Source organism: Microlunatus spumicola (assembly GCF_039536445.1).
Lineage (GTDB): Bacteria > Actinomycetota > Actinomycetes > Propionibacteriales > Propionibacteriaceae > Microlunatus > Microlunatus spumicola.
The window spans coordinates 1-16,048 of sequence record NZ_BAAAYR010000005.1; the positions used below are offsets into that span (position 1 = coordinate 1).

The following is a 16,048-nucleotide window of genomic DNA, read 5'->3' on the forward strand; positions in this document are numbered from 1 at the left end:
CGCCGGACAACACACAACACCTCAGGGTCGACCATTCGTGGTCGACCCTGAGGTGTTTGTGCGTCCAGACCCTTTTTCCCGACCACCCTCTTATGGCGAGCTGGTGAGAGTCCGGCGAAGGTGTGGGTGCCTCGCTGGATTGGTCAACGGCCGGCCCCAGGCGGGAGATGTGGCGAGGTTTCTGACTCGTCTGCTCGCTTTCGTGTCGTTTGCGCGTGTTTAAACTCGCGCAGACGGCACAAGGTCGCGCAGACAGCCGGAATGGTCGCTGCGAGCTTTGGCGCTGGGTCAAGGATGCTTACTGCCGGCGGCCGGCTTGTTGGTGCGTTCTTGTCGTCCACTGTGAACTGGCTCGTCGGCCAGCCGCACATCTGCTCGCGTCCGTGTCATCTGCGCGGGTTCAAACACGCGCAGACGACACAACATCGAGCAGACACCGTTGGTCGGCGCCGAGGACAGCGCTGCCGCTCGTGAGGGACTTTGCAGCCCTTGTCGTCAGTGCGTTCTTGTCGTCCCTTGTAGGGATTGGGCTCACCGGCCATCAATAGCCGTCGCACGCAGGGGCTGAAGGTCGCTGCCTCCACAGCGCGGGTGCCAACAGGGTGCCGAGAGAGGCATCGCATGCGTGGAGCCGGCGGAGCCGCCTGCCCGACGCAGGATTGCTCGAGCGTCGCGTGGAAGCATGAGGGCGTGCCACCGGAACGTGCCGCTCTGACTGCCCTGTACGACCACTACCTGCTGCTGTGCAACGAACGGCGGTGGTCGGAGCTGGGGGAGCTGGTGTCCGACGAGGTGAGCGGTTCGGGGGCTGCGGACGGGCGAGCGGCTTACGTGGACCGGGTCCGTGACGTGTGCGTGGGGTTCCCGGACTACCGCTGGGACCTGCAGGCGGTCGTCGTCGAGGGAGACACCCTCGCGGCTCGGCTCATCGGCCGGGGGACGCACACGGGCGACTTCGTGGGGCTGCCCCCGACGGGGCGGGCGATCGAGATCCAGGAGCTGGTGGTCTACCGGTTCGCCGAGGGCAGGGTCGTGCAGTGCTGGGGAGACCTCTTCCCCGTGGTGAGGGACGCCCTCACGGCTGGAGAGGGCGCCCCGCTCTGAGGCCGACGGTCACCAGATGCTGACGCGCTGGTCCTCGCCGAGCCACAGCAGGTCGTCCTCGCCCACCCCGAACGCCTCGTAGAACGCGTCCACGTTCCGCACGATCTGGTTGCAGCGGAACTCGGCGGGGGAGTGCGGGTCGGTCGCGAGCCGCTGGCGTACGAGTTCGTCGCGGGCCTTGGTCTGCCAGACCGCCCCCCAGGACAGGAAGAGACGCTGCTGCGGGGTGAAGCCCTCGATCTCGCCGTCGGGACCCTGGGCCTCCTGCGCGATGCGGTGGGCCAGGAAGGCGATGGACAGCCCGCCGAGGTCGCCGATGTTCTCCCCGATGGTCAGCGAACCGTTGACGTGCATGTCCGGCGTCTGCGCCGGCGCGAGCGCGTCGTACTGGGCGACGAGGACCTTCGTGCGCTCCTCGAACGCGGCCCGGTCGGCGTCGGTCCACCAGTTCTGGAGCCGGCCGTCGCCGTCGCAGGTCGAACCCTGGTCGTCGAAGCCGTGCCCGATCTCGTGGCCGATGACGGCGCCGATGCCCCCGTAGTTCACGGCGTCGTCGGCGTGCTCGTTGAAGAACGGGGGCTGGAGGATGGCGGCCGGGAAGACGATCTCGTTGCGCAGCGGGTGGTAGTAGGCGTTGACGGTCTGGGGCGTCATCAGCCACTCCTCGCGGTCGATCGGCGCGCCGATCTTGGCGATGCTGCGGAGGAGCTCGAACTCGTTCGCCCGCACGACGTTGCCGAGCAGGTCGCCGGGGACGATCTCGAGCGTCCCGTAGTCGCGCCAGCGCGTGGGGAAGCCGATCTTCGTCCGGAACTTGCCCAGCTTGTCGAGCGCGCGTTCCTTGGTCTCGTCGGTCATCCAGGCCAGCTCGTTGATCGAGCGGCGGTACGCCTCGATGAGGTTGGCGACGAGCGTGTCCATCCGCTCCTTGGCCACGGACGAGAAGTGCCGCTCCACGTAGACGCGGCCCACCGCCTCGCCCAGCGCGCCCTCGACGAGGTCGACGCCCCGCTTCCAGCGCTCCTTGAGCCGGGGCGTGCCCGAGAGGACGGTGCCGTAGAAGCCGAACCGCTCCTGCACGAAGGCGGAGGACAGGTAGGGCGAGAGGGAGGAGACGAGGCTCCAGGCGGCCCACGAGCGCCAGGCCGGCAGCCGCTCCTCGGTGAGCAGCGCGGCGACGTCGGTGAAGAAGGACGGCTGCGTGACGACGAGCTCGCCGACGGCCTCCACCGGAACGCCGAGCGCCTCGAGCCAGGTGGCGAAGGGCAGTCCGGGGGCCGAGGCCTCGAAGTCGGCCAGCGGCATCAGGTTGTACATCTCGCGCAGGTCGCGCGTGCGCACCTTGTCCCAGTGGCAGGCCGCGACCGCGGTCTCCAGCTCGAGCACTGCGTCGGCCTGGGACTCCGCGTCGGCGAAGCCGGCCAGCGCCAGCGAACCGGCGACGTGCGTGCGGTAGGCGGCGCGGATGTCGGCGTACGCGGGGAGGCGGTAGTACTCCTCGTCCGGGAGCCCGAGGCCCCCCTGCCCGACGAACATGACGTAGCGGTCCGGGTTGCCCGGGTCGGACTCGGCCTCGATGTCGAACAGGCCGCGGATGCCGCGGCGGGTGTGGCGACCGACCAGCGCGACGAGCTCGTCCACCGTGCCCGCGCCGGAGATCTCGGCCAGCGGCGCGGCTAGCGGGTCCGCACCGGCGGCCTCGACCGCGTCGGCGTCCATGAAGCTCGCGTACAGGTCGGCGATCTTCTGCGCCTCGCTGCCGGGGGCGCCGGGCTCGAGGGTCGTGATGATGTCGCGGACGGCCTCCTCGGCCGCGTCGCGCAGCTCGACGAACGCGCCCACCATGGGCTTGTCCTCGGGGATCTCGGTCCGCGCGGCCCAGCCGCCGTTGACGTGCCGGTAGAGGTCGTCCTGCACCCGGACCGTCTCGTCGAAGTCGGTGAGGTCGAGGGCGGGCACGGTCGGGTCGGCGGTCTGCGTCACGCTGCCGATGCTACTGACGGGCACCCACGGGCGGACGGGGCCGAGCCCTCGACGGCCGGGGCGTCACGAGGCGAGCCGGACCTCCAGGGGCTCCCGCGTGACGTCGCCGACGAAGGCGACGGGGTTGGTCACGTCCTGCGGCCGGCACGCCTGGCCGGTGCTGAAGCGGCAGAGGCAGGTGAAGGTCATCGCCACGCTCGCCCGGGCCGTCCCCGGGTCGGTCACGACGTCGACCTCCGGCTCGGACAGCCTCGACCACGGGTCGCCCTTGACCTTCCAGCGGACGGTCGAGCTCGGGATCCGCGGGCCGCGCGTCGGCTGCCGGAACCCGAACGGGCAGCCGTCGGGCGCCAGCTGCCGCTGCGAGGTGCAGGCGGCGACCGCCTTCTTGGCGCCCGCCACGAACGCCTTCCGCCCGGCGGGGGTCAGCCGTACGTCCAGGTCGAGGTTGCTGAGCCCGGCGGCCAGGTCGACCGTCGTCGTGCTGGTCGGGCCCCAGTCGACGTCCTCGCGCCCGGTCGTGACCGCGTAGCTCACCGGGAAGGCCTCGGACCCCTGGTCGTGCACCTCGGTGCCGTTCACCAGGACGGGCAGCCGGCTGTCGAAGTCGGGCAGGAAGTCGACCGGCACGCTGACCCGGTCGAGCTTCCACGCCCCGGCGACGCGGCTGAGCGTGTAGTGGTCCGCCACCGGCTGGTCGCCGAGCCGGTACTGCACGTCCACGGCGTCGTCCGCGCCGGGCGCGGCCGTGACCCGGACGTCGGTGAGCGGCGCCCGCCCGCGGGAGTCGGCGAGCACGGCATCGGTCAGCAGGGTCCGGTCGACGGGCGGGGCGGAGGTGAAGGACAGCGCCCGCCCGGCGTCGGCGTCGGCCAGCGCCTGGAGGTAGCCGCGCGCCGCGTCGTCGGGCGTGCCCGCCCCTGCGCGTGCGGCCACGAACCCGACGACCGAGCCGACCACCGCGAGCGTGACGACGCCCACGAAGAGCCACAGCACCGGCTGCCCCGGCCTCCGGCGACCGGTCGCCGGGGGACTCGTGGTCAGACCAGCCACGCGACCTTGATCTTGTCGCCGGACAGCCGTGCCTCGACCTGCACGTTGCCGCCCTTCAGGGTCCCCGTGCAGGTCCCCGTCCGCCCGCCGGCGGTGCAGGTGCCCTTGAGGAACAGGTCCCGCTTGACGGCGTACTGCACCGTCGTCGCGTCGCTGTACTGCGGCTTGATCTTCTTGAACGGGTCAGACCCGCGCCGCGACCAGCGGACGGTGCTGTCCTTGAAGTTGAAGTCCTTGTAGACGAACTGGTTCGGGCAGCCCTTCGGCTTCTGCGCGTGCTTGTCGAGGCAGCTCGACCAGCTCTTCTTGATGGCCGCCAGGGCGCTCTGCTGACCCTTGCTGCTGATCTGCGGCGCCACGCGCGTGGTGTCGGGGTAGTCCGTCGGGTAGCGCACCACGAGCTCGGGGCGCTTGCCGTAGTCGAAGTTTCGCAGCCCGGAAGTGACGCGGTAGACCCCCGGCAGCACGCTGAACGTCCCGGCCTTGAGCTTCGCCCCGTTGAGCAGCATCGGGACCCCGTCGTCGCGCGCCGAGGTCAGGTCGACGTCGCTGGCGACCGAGACCAGCTTCCAGGTGTCGTCGCTCGCCTTCATGACCTCGAGCGAGGTGGAGACGGGCGTGTCGCCGAGCCGGTAGGACACCGGGACCGACGTGGCGTCCGGGTCGGACGGACCGACCTCGATGGCCGTCAGCGGGGCGAGCTTCGCCGAGGCGGCCAGGACCGCGGGCGTCATGTACGTGGTGTCGATCGTCGACGGGTCGGCGGCGTACGCGACGGCCGCGGCGGCGTCGCCCTTCGCCACCGCGTTCAGGTAGCCGGTGACCGCGTCCGAGGCGGAGGCCGCCGCGGGCGCACCCGACGTGCTGGAACCACCCGAGCCGCCCGTGCCCCCCGCGCTGTCCTCACGACCGCCCAGGTTCACGGCGACGGCGACCACGGCGAGCACCAGGGCCAGCGCACCCGCGCCGATCAGCACGAACAGGCCGGTGCGCTTCTTGGCCGGCCCCGGGCCGGCCGGGTTCTGACCCGGCGCGTAGGGGCCGGGCTGGTAGGGCCCGGGCGGGTACGGACCGGGGTAGGGCTGCTGCGGACGCGGGCCGGCGGCGTACGGCGGCTGCTGCGGGTAGCCCTGCGGCCCGGGACCGTACGGCGCCTGCTGCGGGTAGCCCTGCGGGCGGGGTCCGTACGGGGGCTGCTGCGGGTAGCCCTGCGGCCCGGGGTGGCCCGGCTGGGGCGGGAGCCCGCCCTGCTGGGGCCGGCCCTGCGGGCCGGAGCCGCCCTGACCCTGCGGCGGCTGACCGTCCTGCGGTCCCTGCCCGCCCTCTGGTGGTTGGCTCATGACCCCTGCCTCGTCGTCCGTCCTCGCGGCCTGGTGGTCGGCCCGGGCCGACGTCCGCGGCGTCACTCTAAGGCTCGCGGGGCTCGTCGGAGCCGGTTCCACGCGGTCGTCACGAGCGGGAACGGCGTCCGCAGAAACCTCCCCGTCACATCACTGGAACCGGAGCGCCAAGACGTCTTGAGACGGTGTGGCCGCGTCCGTCGCGGGCGCACCCGCCTGACCACGTCCCGCCCTGGAGGATCCCGTGCCCTGGTTCGCCTCGAAGTCCACCCGCCGGAGCTTCCTGGTCTCGAGCGGTGTCGGTGCGTTGAGCCTCGGCGCCCTCGCGGCCTGCGGCGGCACCGCCAGCCCGGAGGGTGCCGCCGGCAGCAGCGCCCCCGCGGCCGGACCCAGCTCGGTCGCGCCGGGCACGTACGGGAAGCTCTCGCTGCAGCTGTCCTGGATCAAGAACATCGAGTTCGCGGGGGAGTTCTTCGCCGACTCGAAGGGCTACTACAAGGATGCGGGCTTCGAGAGCGTCGACCTGGTGACGGGCCCCGTGGACAGCGCGGACGCGCTCGTCGTCGCCGGCACCATCGACGTCGGCCTCTCGGCCCCGGACGCGACCGCCCGGCTCGTCGCCGAGCAGGGCGCCCCGCTCAAGATCATCGGCGCCACGTTCCAGAAGAACCCGTTCTGCATCCTCTCGCTGGAGGAGGGCAAGCCGATCCGGACGCTCGCCGACCTCGCGGGCAAGACGATCGGCATCCAGGCCGGCACCAACCAGTCGATCTTCGAGGGCCTGCTCAAGGCCAACAACATCGACCCGGCCACGATCAAGACGACCGTCGTGCAGTACGAGCCGACGCCGCTGACCGAGAAGAAGATCGACGGCTTCATGGCCTACCTGACCAACGAGCCCTTCATCGTCAAGTCCAAGGGGTTCACCCCGGTCACGCTGGCCTTCGCCGACAACGGGCTGCCGCTGGCCTCGGAGACCTTCGTCGTGACGACGGAGACGCTCGAGAGCGACCGGGACAAGCTCAAGGCGTTCCTGACCGCCGAGATCAAGGGCTGGAACGACGCGGTCGCCGACCCGGCCGCCGGGGCCGCGCTCGCCGCGGACACGTACGGCAAGGGGCTGGGCCTGGACGTCAAGGGCCAGACCGAGCAGCTCGAGGAGCAGCTGAAGCTGATCGTCAGCGACGACACCAAGGCGAACGGGCTGTTCACGCTGACCGACGACTTCCAGGCCAAGATCGTCGCGGCCATCGGCGCGCTCGGCACCCAGATCACCGCGGCGGACCTCTTCGACATGAGCCTGCTGCAGGAGATCTACGCCGCCGACCCGAGCCTCATCGTCAAGGGCTGAGCCGTGACGACGCCGGTCGAGGCCGAGGCGCAGGATGCGGGGGTGGTCCCACCCCCGCCGACATCTCCCGCACGCGTGCTCGCCACCCGTGAGCCCGCCGCCGTCCCGCAGGCGGCGACCGGGCTGAACCTGCAGGGCCTGAGCAAGACCTTCACGCTCGGACGCAAGCAGGTGCAGGCGCTGGCGCCGACCGACCTCGGGACGGCGCAGGGCACGTTCCTGTCGCTGCTCGGTCCGTCCGGCTGCGGCAAGTCGACGGTCCTGCGGATCCTGGCCGGGCTCGAGGAACCCACTTCGGGCACCGCCCTGATCAACGGGATGTCGACGGGGGAGACGCAGCGCGAGCACCACCTGGGCATCGCGTTCCAGGACGCGGCCCTGCTGCCCTGGCGCACGGTCGAGAGCAACATCCGCGTCCCGCTCGAGGTGGCCGGCATCCGGCCCGAGCCGGGACTGGTCGAGGACCTCATCGCCCTCGTCGGGCTCCAGGGCTTCGAGAAGGCCAAGCCGGCGCAGCTGTCCGGCGGCATGCGGCAGCGCGTGGCCATCGCCCGGTGCCTCGTGGTCAAGCCGTCGGTGATGCTGCTCGACGAACCCTTCGGCGCGCTCGACGACATGACCCGCCAGCGGCTGAACGTCGAGCTGCTGCGGATCTGGACCGAGAAGCCGGCGACCACGCTGATGGTCACGCACGGCATCGCGGAGGCCGTCTTCCTCTCCGACGTGGTGGCCGTGATGAGCCCCCGCCCGGGCCGCGTCGTCGAGGTCGTCACCATCGACCTGCCGCGCCCGCGGACCCCGGACATGATGCGGACCCCGGAGTTCCACGCCTACCACGACCGCCTCTCGGAGGTGCTGTTCGGCCGCGGGGGAGAGGCGGCGGAGTGAGCGCCACGAGCACCGCGGCGCCGCCGCCCCCGACCGCTCCGGCCGGCGCGACCGGCCTGCGGACGCGGGTGGCCGGCTTGCCGACCTGGGTCGGCGGGTTCGTCGGCGTGGTGGTCATCGTCGTGGTCTGGTGGGTCGCGTCGCGCACGCTCTTCACCGCCAGCGGCGCCATCCCGGAGCCCGGCGCGGTGCTGGCCAAGCTGGGGTCGGCGACGACCTGGTCCGACACGCTCGGCAACCTCACCGGCACGCTGACCGCGGCCGCCGAGGGCTACCTCATCGGCAACGTGGTCGCGCTGCTCCTGGCCGCGCTCGTCCTGCTCGTGCCCCGCCTCGAGCAGGTCGCGACGCAGATGGCGATCGTCACCTACTGCCTGCCGCTCGTGGCCATCGGCCCGATCCTCGTGATCGTGGCGGGCCGGGACGCGCCGCAGGGGGCGTCGGTCGCCCTGGCCGCGCTGAGCGTCTTCTTCACCACCGTGGTCGGCTCCCTGCTCGGGCTGCGCGCCGCGCCCCGCACGAGCCTGGACGTCATCGCCGCGTACGGGGGCAGCCGCTTCACCCAGCTGCGGAAGGTCCAGCTGATCGCCGCCCTGCCGAACCTCTTCGCCGCGCTGAAGATCGCCGCGCCGGCCGCGTTCCTCGGGGCCGTGCTCGCCGAGTACCTGGGCAGCGGTGGCGACCGCAGCCTCGGCCGCGCCCTGATCGCCGCCCAGAGCAACTCCGACGCACCGCAGCTGTGGTTCCTCGCACTCGTGTCCGGCGCGGTCGCGGGTCTCGCGTACGCGCTGATCGGGCTGGTCGGACGGTTCGTCACGCCCTGGTCGTCGGGCTCGGCCGGAGGTTCGCTGTGAGCGCCGCCGTCGCCCCCACGTCCACCGCGCCGGTCGCCGACCGCGTCTCCAACGCCGGCGTCGCGGCGGCCGTGCTGCGCCGGCTGGGCGCCTCGCTCCTCGTCGTCGTGATCGCCCTGGTCGTCCTCGCGGTGCTCTGGGTCCTGCTCCTGCGGGCGTTCGACGTGTCCAGCTTCGTCGGCAAGACGCCGCTCGACGTCTGGGGCTACCTGTTCTCCGACGCGCCGCCCCGGGCCGTACGGGCGTCGTCGCTGACTGCGGACGCGGCCCGCTCGCAGCTGCTGGGGGCCTGGCTCGTCACCCTCGGCGACGCGGCGATCGGCTTCGTCACCGGGCTCGTCGTGGCGAGCGTGATCGCCGCGCTGTTCGTGGTCGTCAAGCCGTTCGAGTTCGCGTTCATGCCCATCGCGATGCTGCTCCGGTCGGTGCCGCTGGTCGCCATGGCGCCGGTGCTGCTGCTGATCTTCGGGCAGGGCAAGCTCGGCGTCGCGACCATCGGGGCGATCGTCGTGCTCTTCCCGGCGTTGGTGAACATCGTGCTCGGGCTCCGTTCCGCCTCGCCGCTGGCGCTCGACCTCGTCAAGGTGAACGGCGGCGGCGAGCTCAAGACGTTGCTGCTGGTCCGGGTGCCCTCGGCGCTGCCCGCCCTGTTCGCGTCGGTCCGGATCTCCGTGCCCGGTGCGATCGTGGGCGCCATGCTGGCCGAGTGGCTGTCCGGCTTCACCGGCCTGGGCGGCATCCTCAACGCGTACAAGGGCCGGGGGAACTTCTCCGGCGTCTGGGCCATCGTCGTGGTCTCGGTGGTGACCTCCATCCTCGGCTACGCGGTCGCCGCCGTCGTCGAGGCCGCCGCCCTCGCCGCCTGGGGCCCGGACGCGGGGAAGTCCGCCCGCCGCTGAGGGATTCGAGCACGAGGACGAACGCCCCCTGAGCCCGTCGAAGGGCCTCGCAGAGGTCGGCGTCCGTCAACGTTCGAGGCGCCAACCCCTTCGGGGCCCTTCGACAGGCTCAGGGGCGTAGCCGCGTGCCAACCCCTTCGGGCCCTTCGACAGGCTCAGGGGCGTAGCCGCGTGCCAACCCCTTCGGGCTCTTCGACAAGCTCAGGGGGCGTAGCTGCGTGCCAGCCCCTCCGGGCCTTTCGACAGGCTCAGGGGCGTAGCTGCTAGCTGGGGCGGCCCTGCGGGGACCGCGTCTGGCTCGCGTCGGACTCGGGCAGGTCGCCGAGGGCCTCGTCGATCCGCTTCAGCACGTCGGCGTCGAGCTTCACGCCGCTGGCGCCGGCGTTGTCGTGCACCTGCTCGGGCTTGGACGCCCCGATGATCGCGGCCGACACGTTGTCGTTCTGCAGCACCCAGGCCACGGCGAGCTGGGCCATCGAGAGGCCGAGGTCCGACGCGACCGGCTTGAGCTCCTGAACGGCCGTGAGCACGCGGTCGTTCATGAAGCGGCTGATCATGTCGGCGCCGCCCTTCTCGTCCGTCGCCCGCGAACCCTCGGGCAGCGGCTGGCCCGGCGCGTACTTGCCGGTCAGCACGCCCTGGGCGATCGGCGACCAGACGATCTGGCCGATGCCGAGCTCCTTGCTGGTGGGCACGACCTCGGGCTCGATGACGCGCCAGAGCATGGAGTACTGCGGCTGGTTGGAGATGAGCTGGACGCCCAGGTCGACGGCCAGCGCGTGGGCCTCGCGCAGCTGCTCCGCGGTCCACTCGCTGACGCCGATGTAGAGCGCCTTGCCCTGGCGCACGACGTCGGCGAAGGCCTGCATCGTCTCCTCGAGCGGGGTCTCGAAGTCGTAGCGGTGCGCCTGGTAGAGGTCGACGTAGTCGGTCTTGAGGCGGGTCAGCGAGCCGTTGATCGACTCGAGGATGTGCTTGCGGGACAGCCCGGAGTCGTTCGGGCCCGCGGGGCCGGTCGGGAAGTAGACCTTGGTGAAGATCTCGAGCGACTCGCGCCGCTCGCCCGCCAGGGCGTCGCCCAGGACCGTCTCGGCCTTGGTGTTGGCGTACGCGTCCGCGGTGTCGAAGGTGGTGATCCCGGCGTCGAGCGCCGCGCGCACGCACTGCGTGGCGATGTCGTTCTCGACCTGGGACCCGTGGGTCAGCCAGTTGCCGTAGGTGATCTCGGAGATCTTGAGGCCGGAACGGCCGAGGTAGCGAAACTGCATGTCCCCGTTATACGGGGACGGGTCGGGCCAGCGGTGCGCGGGCCGGTCAGACCGCCGCCGGCTCGACGTCCGCCCCGCGTACGCCCGCGCGGTTGCGGCGGGCGCGCAGGAGGCCGTCGGTCGTCATGATCACCAGCGCGAGCCAGACCAGGCCGAACCCCACCCAGCGGCCCGGTGACATCGACTCGCCGAAGTAGCTGATGCCGAGGACGAACTGCAGCGTCGGCGCGAGGTACTGCAGCAGCCCGAGCGTGCTGAGCGGGAGCCGGGTCGCGGCGGACGCGAAGAACAGCAGCGGCACCAGCGTGATGAGCCCGGTCGACACCAGGAGCAGGCTGAGGCCCCAGCCCTCGTGGCCGAAGCTCGCGCGTCCGGTCAGCTCCAGCCAGCCGAGGTAGACCAGCGCGAACGGGGTGAGCAGGGCCGACTCGACGGCCAGGCTGTCGACCGCGCCGGCGCCGAGCCGGTTCTTGATGAACCCGTAGGCGGTGAAGCTGACCGCGAGCACGAGCGCGATCCAGGGCAGCGTCCCGTAGTCGACGGTGAGCACGGCCACCGCGACGGCCGCCAGCCCGACGCTGACCCACTGCATCGGGCTGAGCCGTTCGTGCAGGACGACCACGCCGAGCAGGATCGAGAGGATCGGGTTGATGTAGTAGCCGAGCGCGGTCTCCACGACGTGGCCGTGGTTGACCGACCAGATGTAGACGCCCCAGTTCACCGAGACGATCGCGGCGGCCGAGCCGAGCAGCAGCAGCGTGCGGCGCCGGGCCATCCGCGTCCAGAAGCCCTGCCGCACGGACACGACCACCAGCACGACGGAGATGAGGAACGACCAGACGATCCGGTGCGCGAGGATCTCGAGGGACCCGGCCCGCGCCACGAGCGGCCAGAACAGCGGGACCGCGCCCCACATCCCGTACGCCGCCAGGCCGTAGCCGATGCCCCGACGTTCCCGGGTGCGGCGGTCCGCCGGCGGCGGTCCCGCCGGGCTCGAGGACGGCGAAGGGTCGGGGGCGAGTGGCACCCAGGCAGCGTAGGTCTCGCCGACCCCCGGCCGACCGTCGTCCAACGTCGGTCGGCCGGAGCCGGCCCGTGCTCAGCCCGGCGGCTGCACGCAGAGCTTCCGACGGCACGGGTCGGCGAGGTCGAGCAGCGTCACGGTCTCGCTGTAGTCGTTGAAGACGTAGAGGGTGTTCTGCCGCCAGTCCGTGCCGAAGCCGACCGGCTGGAACCCGACCGGGACCCGTGGCCAGCTCCGGGCGCAGCCGGAGGGCGTCCCCGCGCCGCAGACCTTTGGGTCGATCAGGGCCACGGTGCTGTCCCTCGAGCCCGCGACGACGACGAGGTCGGCGCGGCGGTCGTAGACCAGGCCGGACGGGACGCTCGGGGTGACGGTCTTCGGCCAGGGCTGGACGCAGCCGTCGAGGCGGTGCACGTTGCAGGTCGCGGTGTCGACGACGGTGAGGGTGTCCGCGCCGAAGCCGCCGGCGACGTAGAGGGAGTGTCGTTCCGGAACCGCGAGCGCGTCCCTCGGGACCCCGTCCAGGAAGGTCGTGGCGACGGGGACGCAGCCGGCCGGGCCCGCGTCGCACGCCGTGCTCGGCAGCAGCGCCTCGGCCTGGAAGAGGGGGATCCCGACGTAGACCGTGTCCCGGGCGTCGTCGACGGCGATCCCGCTGACCACGTTGCCCAGCTTCACCTCGTGGGCCGCGGCGGCGCATCGGGTGTGGTCGAGGGCGTTGCAGTGCGGTCCGGGCAGCACGGCGATCGTCGTCGCTCCGCCCTCCTGGGTGGCGTACACGGTGTGCGTGCGGGGGTTGACGGTCAGCGCTCCGACCCGCGGGACCGACACGTCGGCGAACGGCCTGCACCCGTCCCGGCGGCTGACGTTGCAGCGGCGCGCGTCGACCAGGTGGACGACGTCCGCCGCGGCGTCCACGAGGTACAGGGTCGAGCTGCCCGGGTCGACGTAGACCTGCGGGAAGTAGCCGAGCTCGATCGACCTGCGGGCGGAGCAGTCCCGGTGGCGCCGGTTGCACCGGTGGGTGTCGAGGAAGGAGAGGGTGTCGTCGGCCTGAGGGATCTCGCTGATGGTCTTCGCGGGGGACGGGCCCTGGTAGATCGTCCGGACGGTGGGCAGGACACGGCTGTTGGCGGTGGCCGGCGCGGTCCGCGGCCTCTTCCGGCACCCGGTGGACCGGACCGCGCTGCACCTCGTGGCGTCGAGCACCTGCACCGTGTCGTCGGACTGGTTCGCGACGTAGAGGGACCGGGTCCGGGCGTCGTACGTCATCCACGAGGGCTCGTCGCCGGTCTGCACCGTCTTGGGCACGCGCCTGCAGCCCGACGTGTGCCGGGCGCGGCAGCGCCGCGTGTCGATGACCGAGACGACCCCGGCGGAGGACGCGACCGCGTAGAGCGAGTGGGTGCGGGGATCGACGACCAGGCTGCGCGGCTGGGGCCCGACCCGCGCCGTCCGGGGCGCGCCCGTCGGGCAGCCGGCCGTGGTCCGGGCGTTGCAGCGCCGGGCGTCCACGACCGCTACCTGGCCGTCCCGGCTGCCGCCGTCGTCGTTGGCCAGGTACAGCGTGCCGGTGCTGTGGTCGACGACGCCGAAGGTCCCGCGCTGACGGACCGGGAAGGTCGCCGGGGCGCGCGCGCAGCCCAAGGCGTCGGTGGCGTTGCAGGTCCGGGTGTCGACGACGTCCACCGAGCTGTCGTGCGGGAGGTAGAGCGTGTCGGTGGTCTCGTCGAGGAGGGGGTAGGCGCGGAGGTCTCCCGCCCGGGCGCGAGCAGGCGCGCTGCAGCCGGCGTACGAGTCGACGTTGCAGGTACGCGTGTCGAAGACGGTGACGAAGCCGCCGCCGGCGACGTACAGCGTGTGCCTGCGAGGGTCGACCTCGAGGCCGCTGACCGTGTCGACGCCGGTGCTCAGCGAGCGGGCGTACGCCTGACCGCAGCCCGACACGTCCCGGGCGTTGCAGCGCCGGCCGTCGATGACGGACACGAAGCCCTGGGCCTGTCCGTTGGAGCTGCCGACGTAGACGGTGCCGGAGCCCGGGTCCACGACGATGTCGAGCACGGCCGCCCCCAGGGGGATCGAGGCCAGCGGACCGCGGCACTGCGCCTGCTGAACGGTGCAGCCGCGGGCGTCGAGCACGAAGAGGCGCGCGGGGTCCCGGCGTCCGGCGACGTAGAGCGTGTCGGTCGCGGGATCCAGGGTGACGACGTACGGCTTCGTGATCTTCGACGTCGTGCCGGGCGGCGCGGACGACGGCGCGGGAGCGAGCGCGTCGGCAGCCTTCTCCGGGGGCGACACCGGTGACTCGATCGGGGCGACCGGGTCGCCCGGTGTCGCCTGCGCCGACCCGACCGGGGCGTTGATCGCCAGCACGCACGCCACGAGGACGCACCACAGCCGGGACCGGTGCCGCGCGTCGTGCCGGCGACCGCGATGCTGACGGTCACTCCTCATCGAGCTCCCCCCTCGTCTCGTGACGCTAGCGGTTCTCTCGGACCTTGCACAGGGTCTGCACAGGATCGGTTCGGTCACGCCCACCCCGTGGCCGCTCCCGTGGCGGCTTCGCGATCCTGGTGTCGAGATCCGTGGTCCGGCTCCGACGTCCGAGGTGGAGGGGCCGACCGGCCCGTCGTGAGCAGAGGAGCCAGCCGTGAAGTACGTGATCCTGATCCACTCCAACCCCCGCCCGTGGGGGCACCCGACCGGCGAGTTCGTCGCCGAGCACCAGGCCCTGCCGGCCGAGCAGCGCCGCGCGCTGAACGACGGCTTCGAGGCCGTGCTGACCGAGCTCTCGGAACGCGGCGAGCTCGTCGGCGGCGAGGCGCTCGCCGACCCGCGCAGCGCCCGGCTCTACCGCTGGGAGGGCGGGCAGCCGCTCGTGACCGACGGGCCCTACGCGGAGGCCAAGGAGCACCTCGCCGGCTTCTTCCTCATCGACGTCGAGAGCCAGGAGCGGGCCGAGGAGGTCGTCAGGCACTTCTCCGGCCCGGGCGAGACCGTCGAGCTCCGCCCGACCATGAGCGGGAACGCCGAGGACGCCTGACGTGCGGGTCGCGGACGGGGTGGTCGAGGACGTGTGGCGGCGGGAGTCGCCGTACGTCCTCGGCGCCCTGCTCCGCCGCCACGGCGACCTCGGCGACTGCGAGGACGCGGCGCAGGAGGCGCTGGCCGCGGCCGCCGTGCAGTGGGGGACCGAGGGGGTGCCGGACAGCCCGCGGGGCTGGCTGATCCGGGTCGCCTCGCGCCGGCTCGTCGACCAGGTCCGGGCCGACCGCGCGCGGGCGGCGCGGGAGGTGGCGGTCGTCGCCCGCGAACCCCTCGACGCCCTGGTCGCCCCCGGCGCCGACGACGAGCCGGCCGCGACCGACGACAGCCTGGGGCTGCTGCTCCTGTGCTGCCACCCCGCGCTCCGGCCGCCGTCGCAGGTGGCGCTGACGCTGCGCGCGGTGGCCGGGCTGAGCACGGCGCAGATCGCGGCCGCGTTCCTGGTGCCCGAGACGACGATGGCGCAGCGGCTCAGCCGGGCCCGGGCGACGCTGCGGGCCGCGGGGGCGCGGTTCGTGGGGCCGTCGCCCGAGGAGCTCCCGGCCCGGGTCGCCGCCTGCCTGGAGGTCCTGCACCTGGTGTTCAACGAGGGGTACGCCGCCAGCGCGGGGACGGCGCTGCTCGACACCTCGCTGACGGCCGAGGCCGTCCGGCTCACCCGGACCCTCCACCGGGCGCTGCCCGACCACGACGAGGTGGCCGGCGCGCTCGCGCTGATGTTGCTGACCGCCGCGCGGGAGGCGACGCGGGTCGACGACCGTGGCGACCTCGTGCCGCTGGCGGAGCAGGACCGCTCCCGGTGGGACGCCGACCTGGTCGCGGAGGGGGTCGCGCTGCTCGAGGACGTGCTGCCGCGGGGGCACCTGGGCCGGTTCCAGCTGCAGGCCGCGATCGCCGCCGTGCACGCGGAGGCGCCGACCTGGGCGGACACCGACTGGCGTCAGATCAGCCTGCTCTACGGGATGCTCGAGCGGCTGGCGCCCGGACCGGCCGTGACCCTGAACCGCGCCGTGGCCGTCGGCATGGCGCTCGGTCCCCGCGAGGGGCTGGCCCTGGTCGAGCCGCTCCTCGACGAGCCGGCCATGGCCCGCCACCACCGGACGCACGCCGTCCGGGCGCACCTGCTGGAGATGGCCGGGGACCGTGAGGGCGCGCTGGCGGCGTACGCGACCGCGGCGCGGCTGACCGCGAGCATCCCCGAGCAGCGCTACCTCAACTCGCGGGTCCGGCGGCTGAACC

Annotated in this window: 13 protein-coding genes; 7 read left to right on the forward strand and 6 right to left on the reverse strand. The window is 72.5% G+C overall.

Annotation, left to right across the window (positions count from 1 at the left end):
- The first annotated feature begins 690 nt into the window (after window positions 1-690).
- Window positions 691-1,104 carry an ester cyclase gene (locus tag ABD665_RS17815; RefSeq protein WP_204911009.1) on the forward strand — a complete coding sequence of 138 codons (414 nt, stop codon included), beginning with the start codon at window positions 691-693 and terminating at the stop codon, window positions 1,102-1,104.
- Window positions 1,105-1,113: 9 nt separating this feature from the next.
- Here the strand turns inward: ABD665_RS17815 and ABD665_RS17820 are convergent, their stop codons facing one another.
- The 3 genes from ABD665_RS17820 to ABD665_RS17830 all read right to left on the reverse strand — a co-directional run bounded on the left by ABD665_RS17820 (window position 1,114) and on the right by ABD665_RS17830 (window position 5,480).
- Window positions 1,114-3,087, reverse strand: a complete 1,974-nt coding sequence (locus ABD665_RS17820; RefSeq protein WP_344742600.1) for a M13 family metallopeptidase — start codon at window positions 3,085-3,087, stop codon at window positions 1,114-1,116.
- A gap of 63 nt (window positions 3,088-3,150) precedes the next feature.
- The gene (locus ABD665_RS17825) at window positions 3,151-4,140 is read right to left on the reverse strand and encodes a hypothetical protein (RefSeq protein WP_204911010.1); all 990 of its coding nucleotides are present in this window, start codon (window positions 4,138-4,140) and stop codon (window positions 3,151-3,153) included.
- Window positions 4,128-5,480, reverse strand: a complete 1,353-nt coding sequence (locus ABD665_RS17830) for a hypothetical protein (RefSeq protein WP_204911011.1) — start codon at window positions 5,478-5,480, stop codon at window positions 4,128-4,130. Before ABD665_RS17830 ends, ABD665_RS17825 begins: the two co-directional genes overlap by 13 nt.
- Window positions 5,481-5,724: 244 nt before the next feature.
- Between ABD665_RS17830 and ABD665_RS17835 the strand changes: the two genes are divergently transcribed.
- Genes ABD665_RS17835 through ABD665_RS17850 form a run of 4 tightly spaced genes read left to right on the forward strand, consistent with a single transcriptional unit; the run spans window position 5,725 to window position 9,472 of the window.
- On the forward strand, window positions 5,725-6,831 hold the full coding sequence (locus ABD665_RS17835) for an ABC transporter substrate-binding protein (protein ID WP_204911012.1): 1,107 nt from the start codon (window positions 5,725-5,727) through the stop codon (window positions 6,829-6,831).
- A 3-nt stretch (window positions 6,832-6,834) separates the two neighbouring features.
- Window positions 6,835-7,719, forward strand: a complete 885-nt coding sequence (locus tag ABD665_RS17840; protein ID WP_344742601.1) for an ABC transporter ATP-binding protein — start codon at window positions 6,835-6,837, stop codon at window positions 7,717-7,719.
- Window positions 7,716-8,573, forward strand: coding sequence for an ABC transporter permease (locus ABD665_RS17845; RefSeq protein WP_344742602.1), 858 nt, complete (start codon window positions 7,716-7,718; stop codon window positions 8,571-8,573). The genes ABD665_RS17840 and ABD665_RS17845 overlap by 4 nt, the downstream gene beginning before the upstream one ends.
- Window positions 8,570-9,472, forward strand: a complete 903-nt coding sequence (locus ABD665_RS17850) for an ABC transporter permease subunit (protein WP_204911013.1) — start codon at window positions 8,570-8,572, stop codon at window positions 9,470-9,472. The genes ABD665_RS17845 and ABD665_RS17850 overlap by 4 nt, the downstream gene beginning before the upstream one ends.
- A gap of 263 nt (window positions 9,473-9,735) precedes the next feature.
- Here the strand turns inward: ABD665_RS17850 and ABD665_RS17855 are convergent, their stop codons facing one another.
- The 3 genes from ABD665_RS17855 to ABD665_RS17865 all read right to left on the reverse strand — a co-directional run bounded on the left by ABD665_RS17855 (window position 9,736) and on the right by ABD665_RS17865 (window position 14,218).
- On the reverse strand, window positions 9,736-10,740 hold the full coding sequence (locus ABD665_RS17855) for an aldo/keto reductase (protein ID WP_204911014.1): 1,005 nt from the start codon (window positions 10,738-10,740) through the stop codon (window positions 9,736-9,738).
- 46 nt (window positions 10,741-10,786) lie between these two features.
- On the reverse strand, window positions 10,787-11,767 hold the full coding sequence (rarD, locus tag ABD665_RS17860; protein WP_344742605.1) for an EamA family transporter RarD: 981 nt from the start codon (window positions 11,765-11,767) through the stop codon (window positions 10,787-10,789).
- A 72-nt stretch (window positions 11,768-11,839) separates the two neighbouring features.
- Window positions 11,840-14,218: a YncE family protein gene (locus ABD665_RS17865; RefSeq protein ID WP_204911015.1), complete on the reverse strand. Its 2,379-nt coding sequence runs from the start codon at window positions 14,216-14,218 to the stop codon at window positions 11,840-11,842.
- A 196-nt stretch (window positions 14,219-14,414) separates the two neighbouring features.
- On the opposite strand from ABD665_RS17865, the gene ABD665_RS17870 reads away from it, so the two are divergent.
- Together ABD665_RS17870 and ABD665_RS17875 are read left to right on the forward strand one after the other, a co-directional pair.
- Window positions 14,415-14,807 (forward strand): YciI family protein, encoded by a 393-nt coding sequence (locus tag ABD665_RS17870; protein WP_204911016.1) that lies wholly within the window; start codon window positions 14,415-14,417, stop codon window positions 14,805-14,807.
- Window position 14,808: 1 nt separating this feature from the next.
- Window positions 14,809-16,048, forward strand: a 1,240-nt coding sequence (locus ABD665_RS17875; protein WP_344742608.1) for an RNA polymerase sigma factor, incomplete at its 3' end; no start/stop codon positions are given.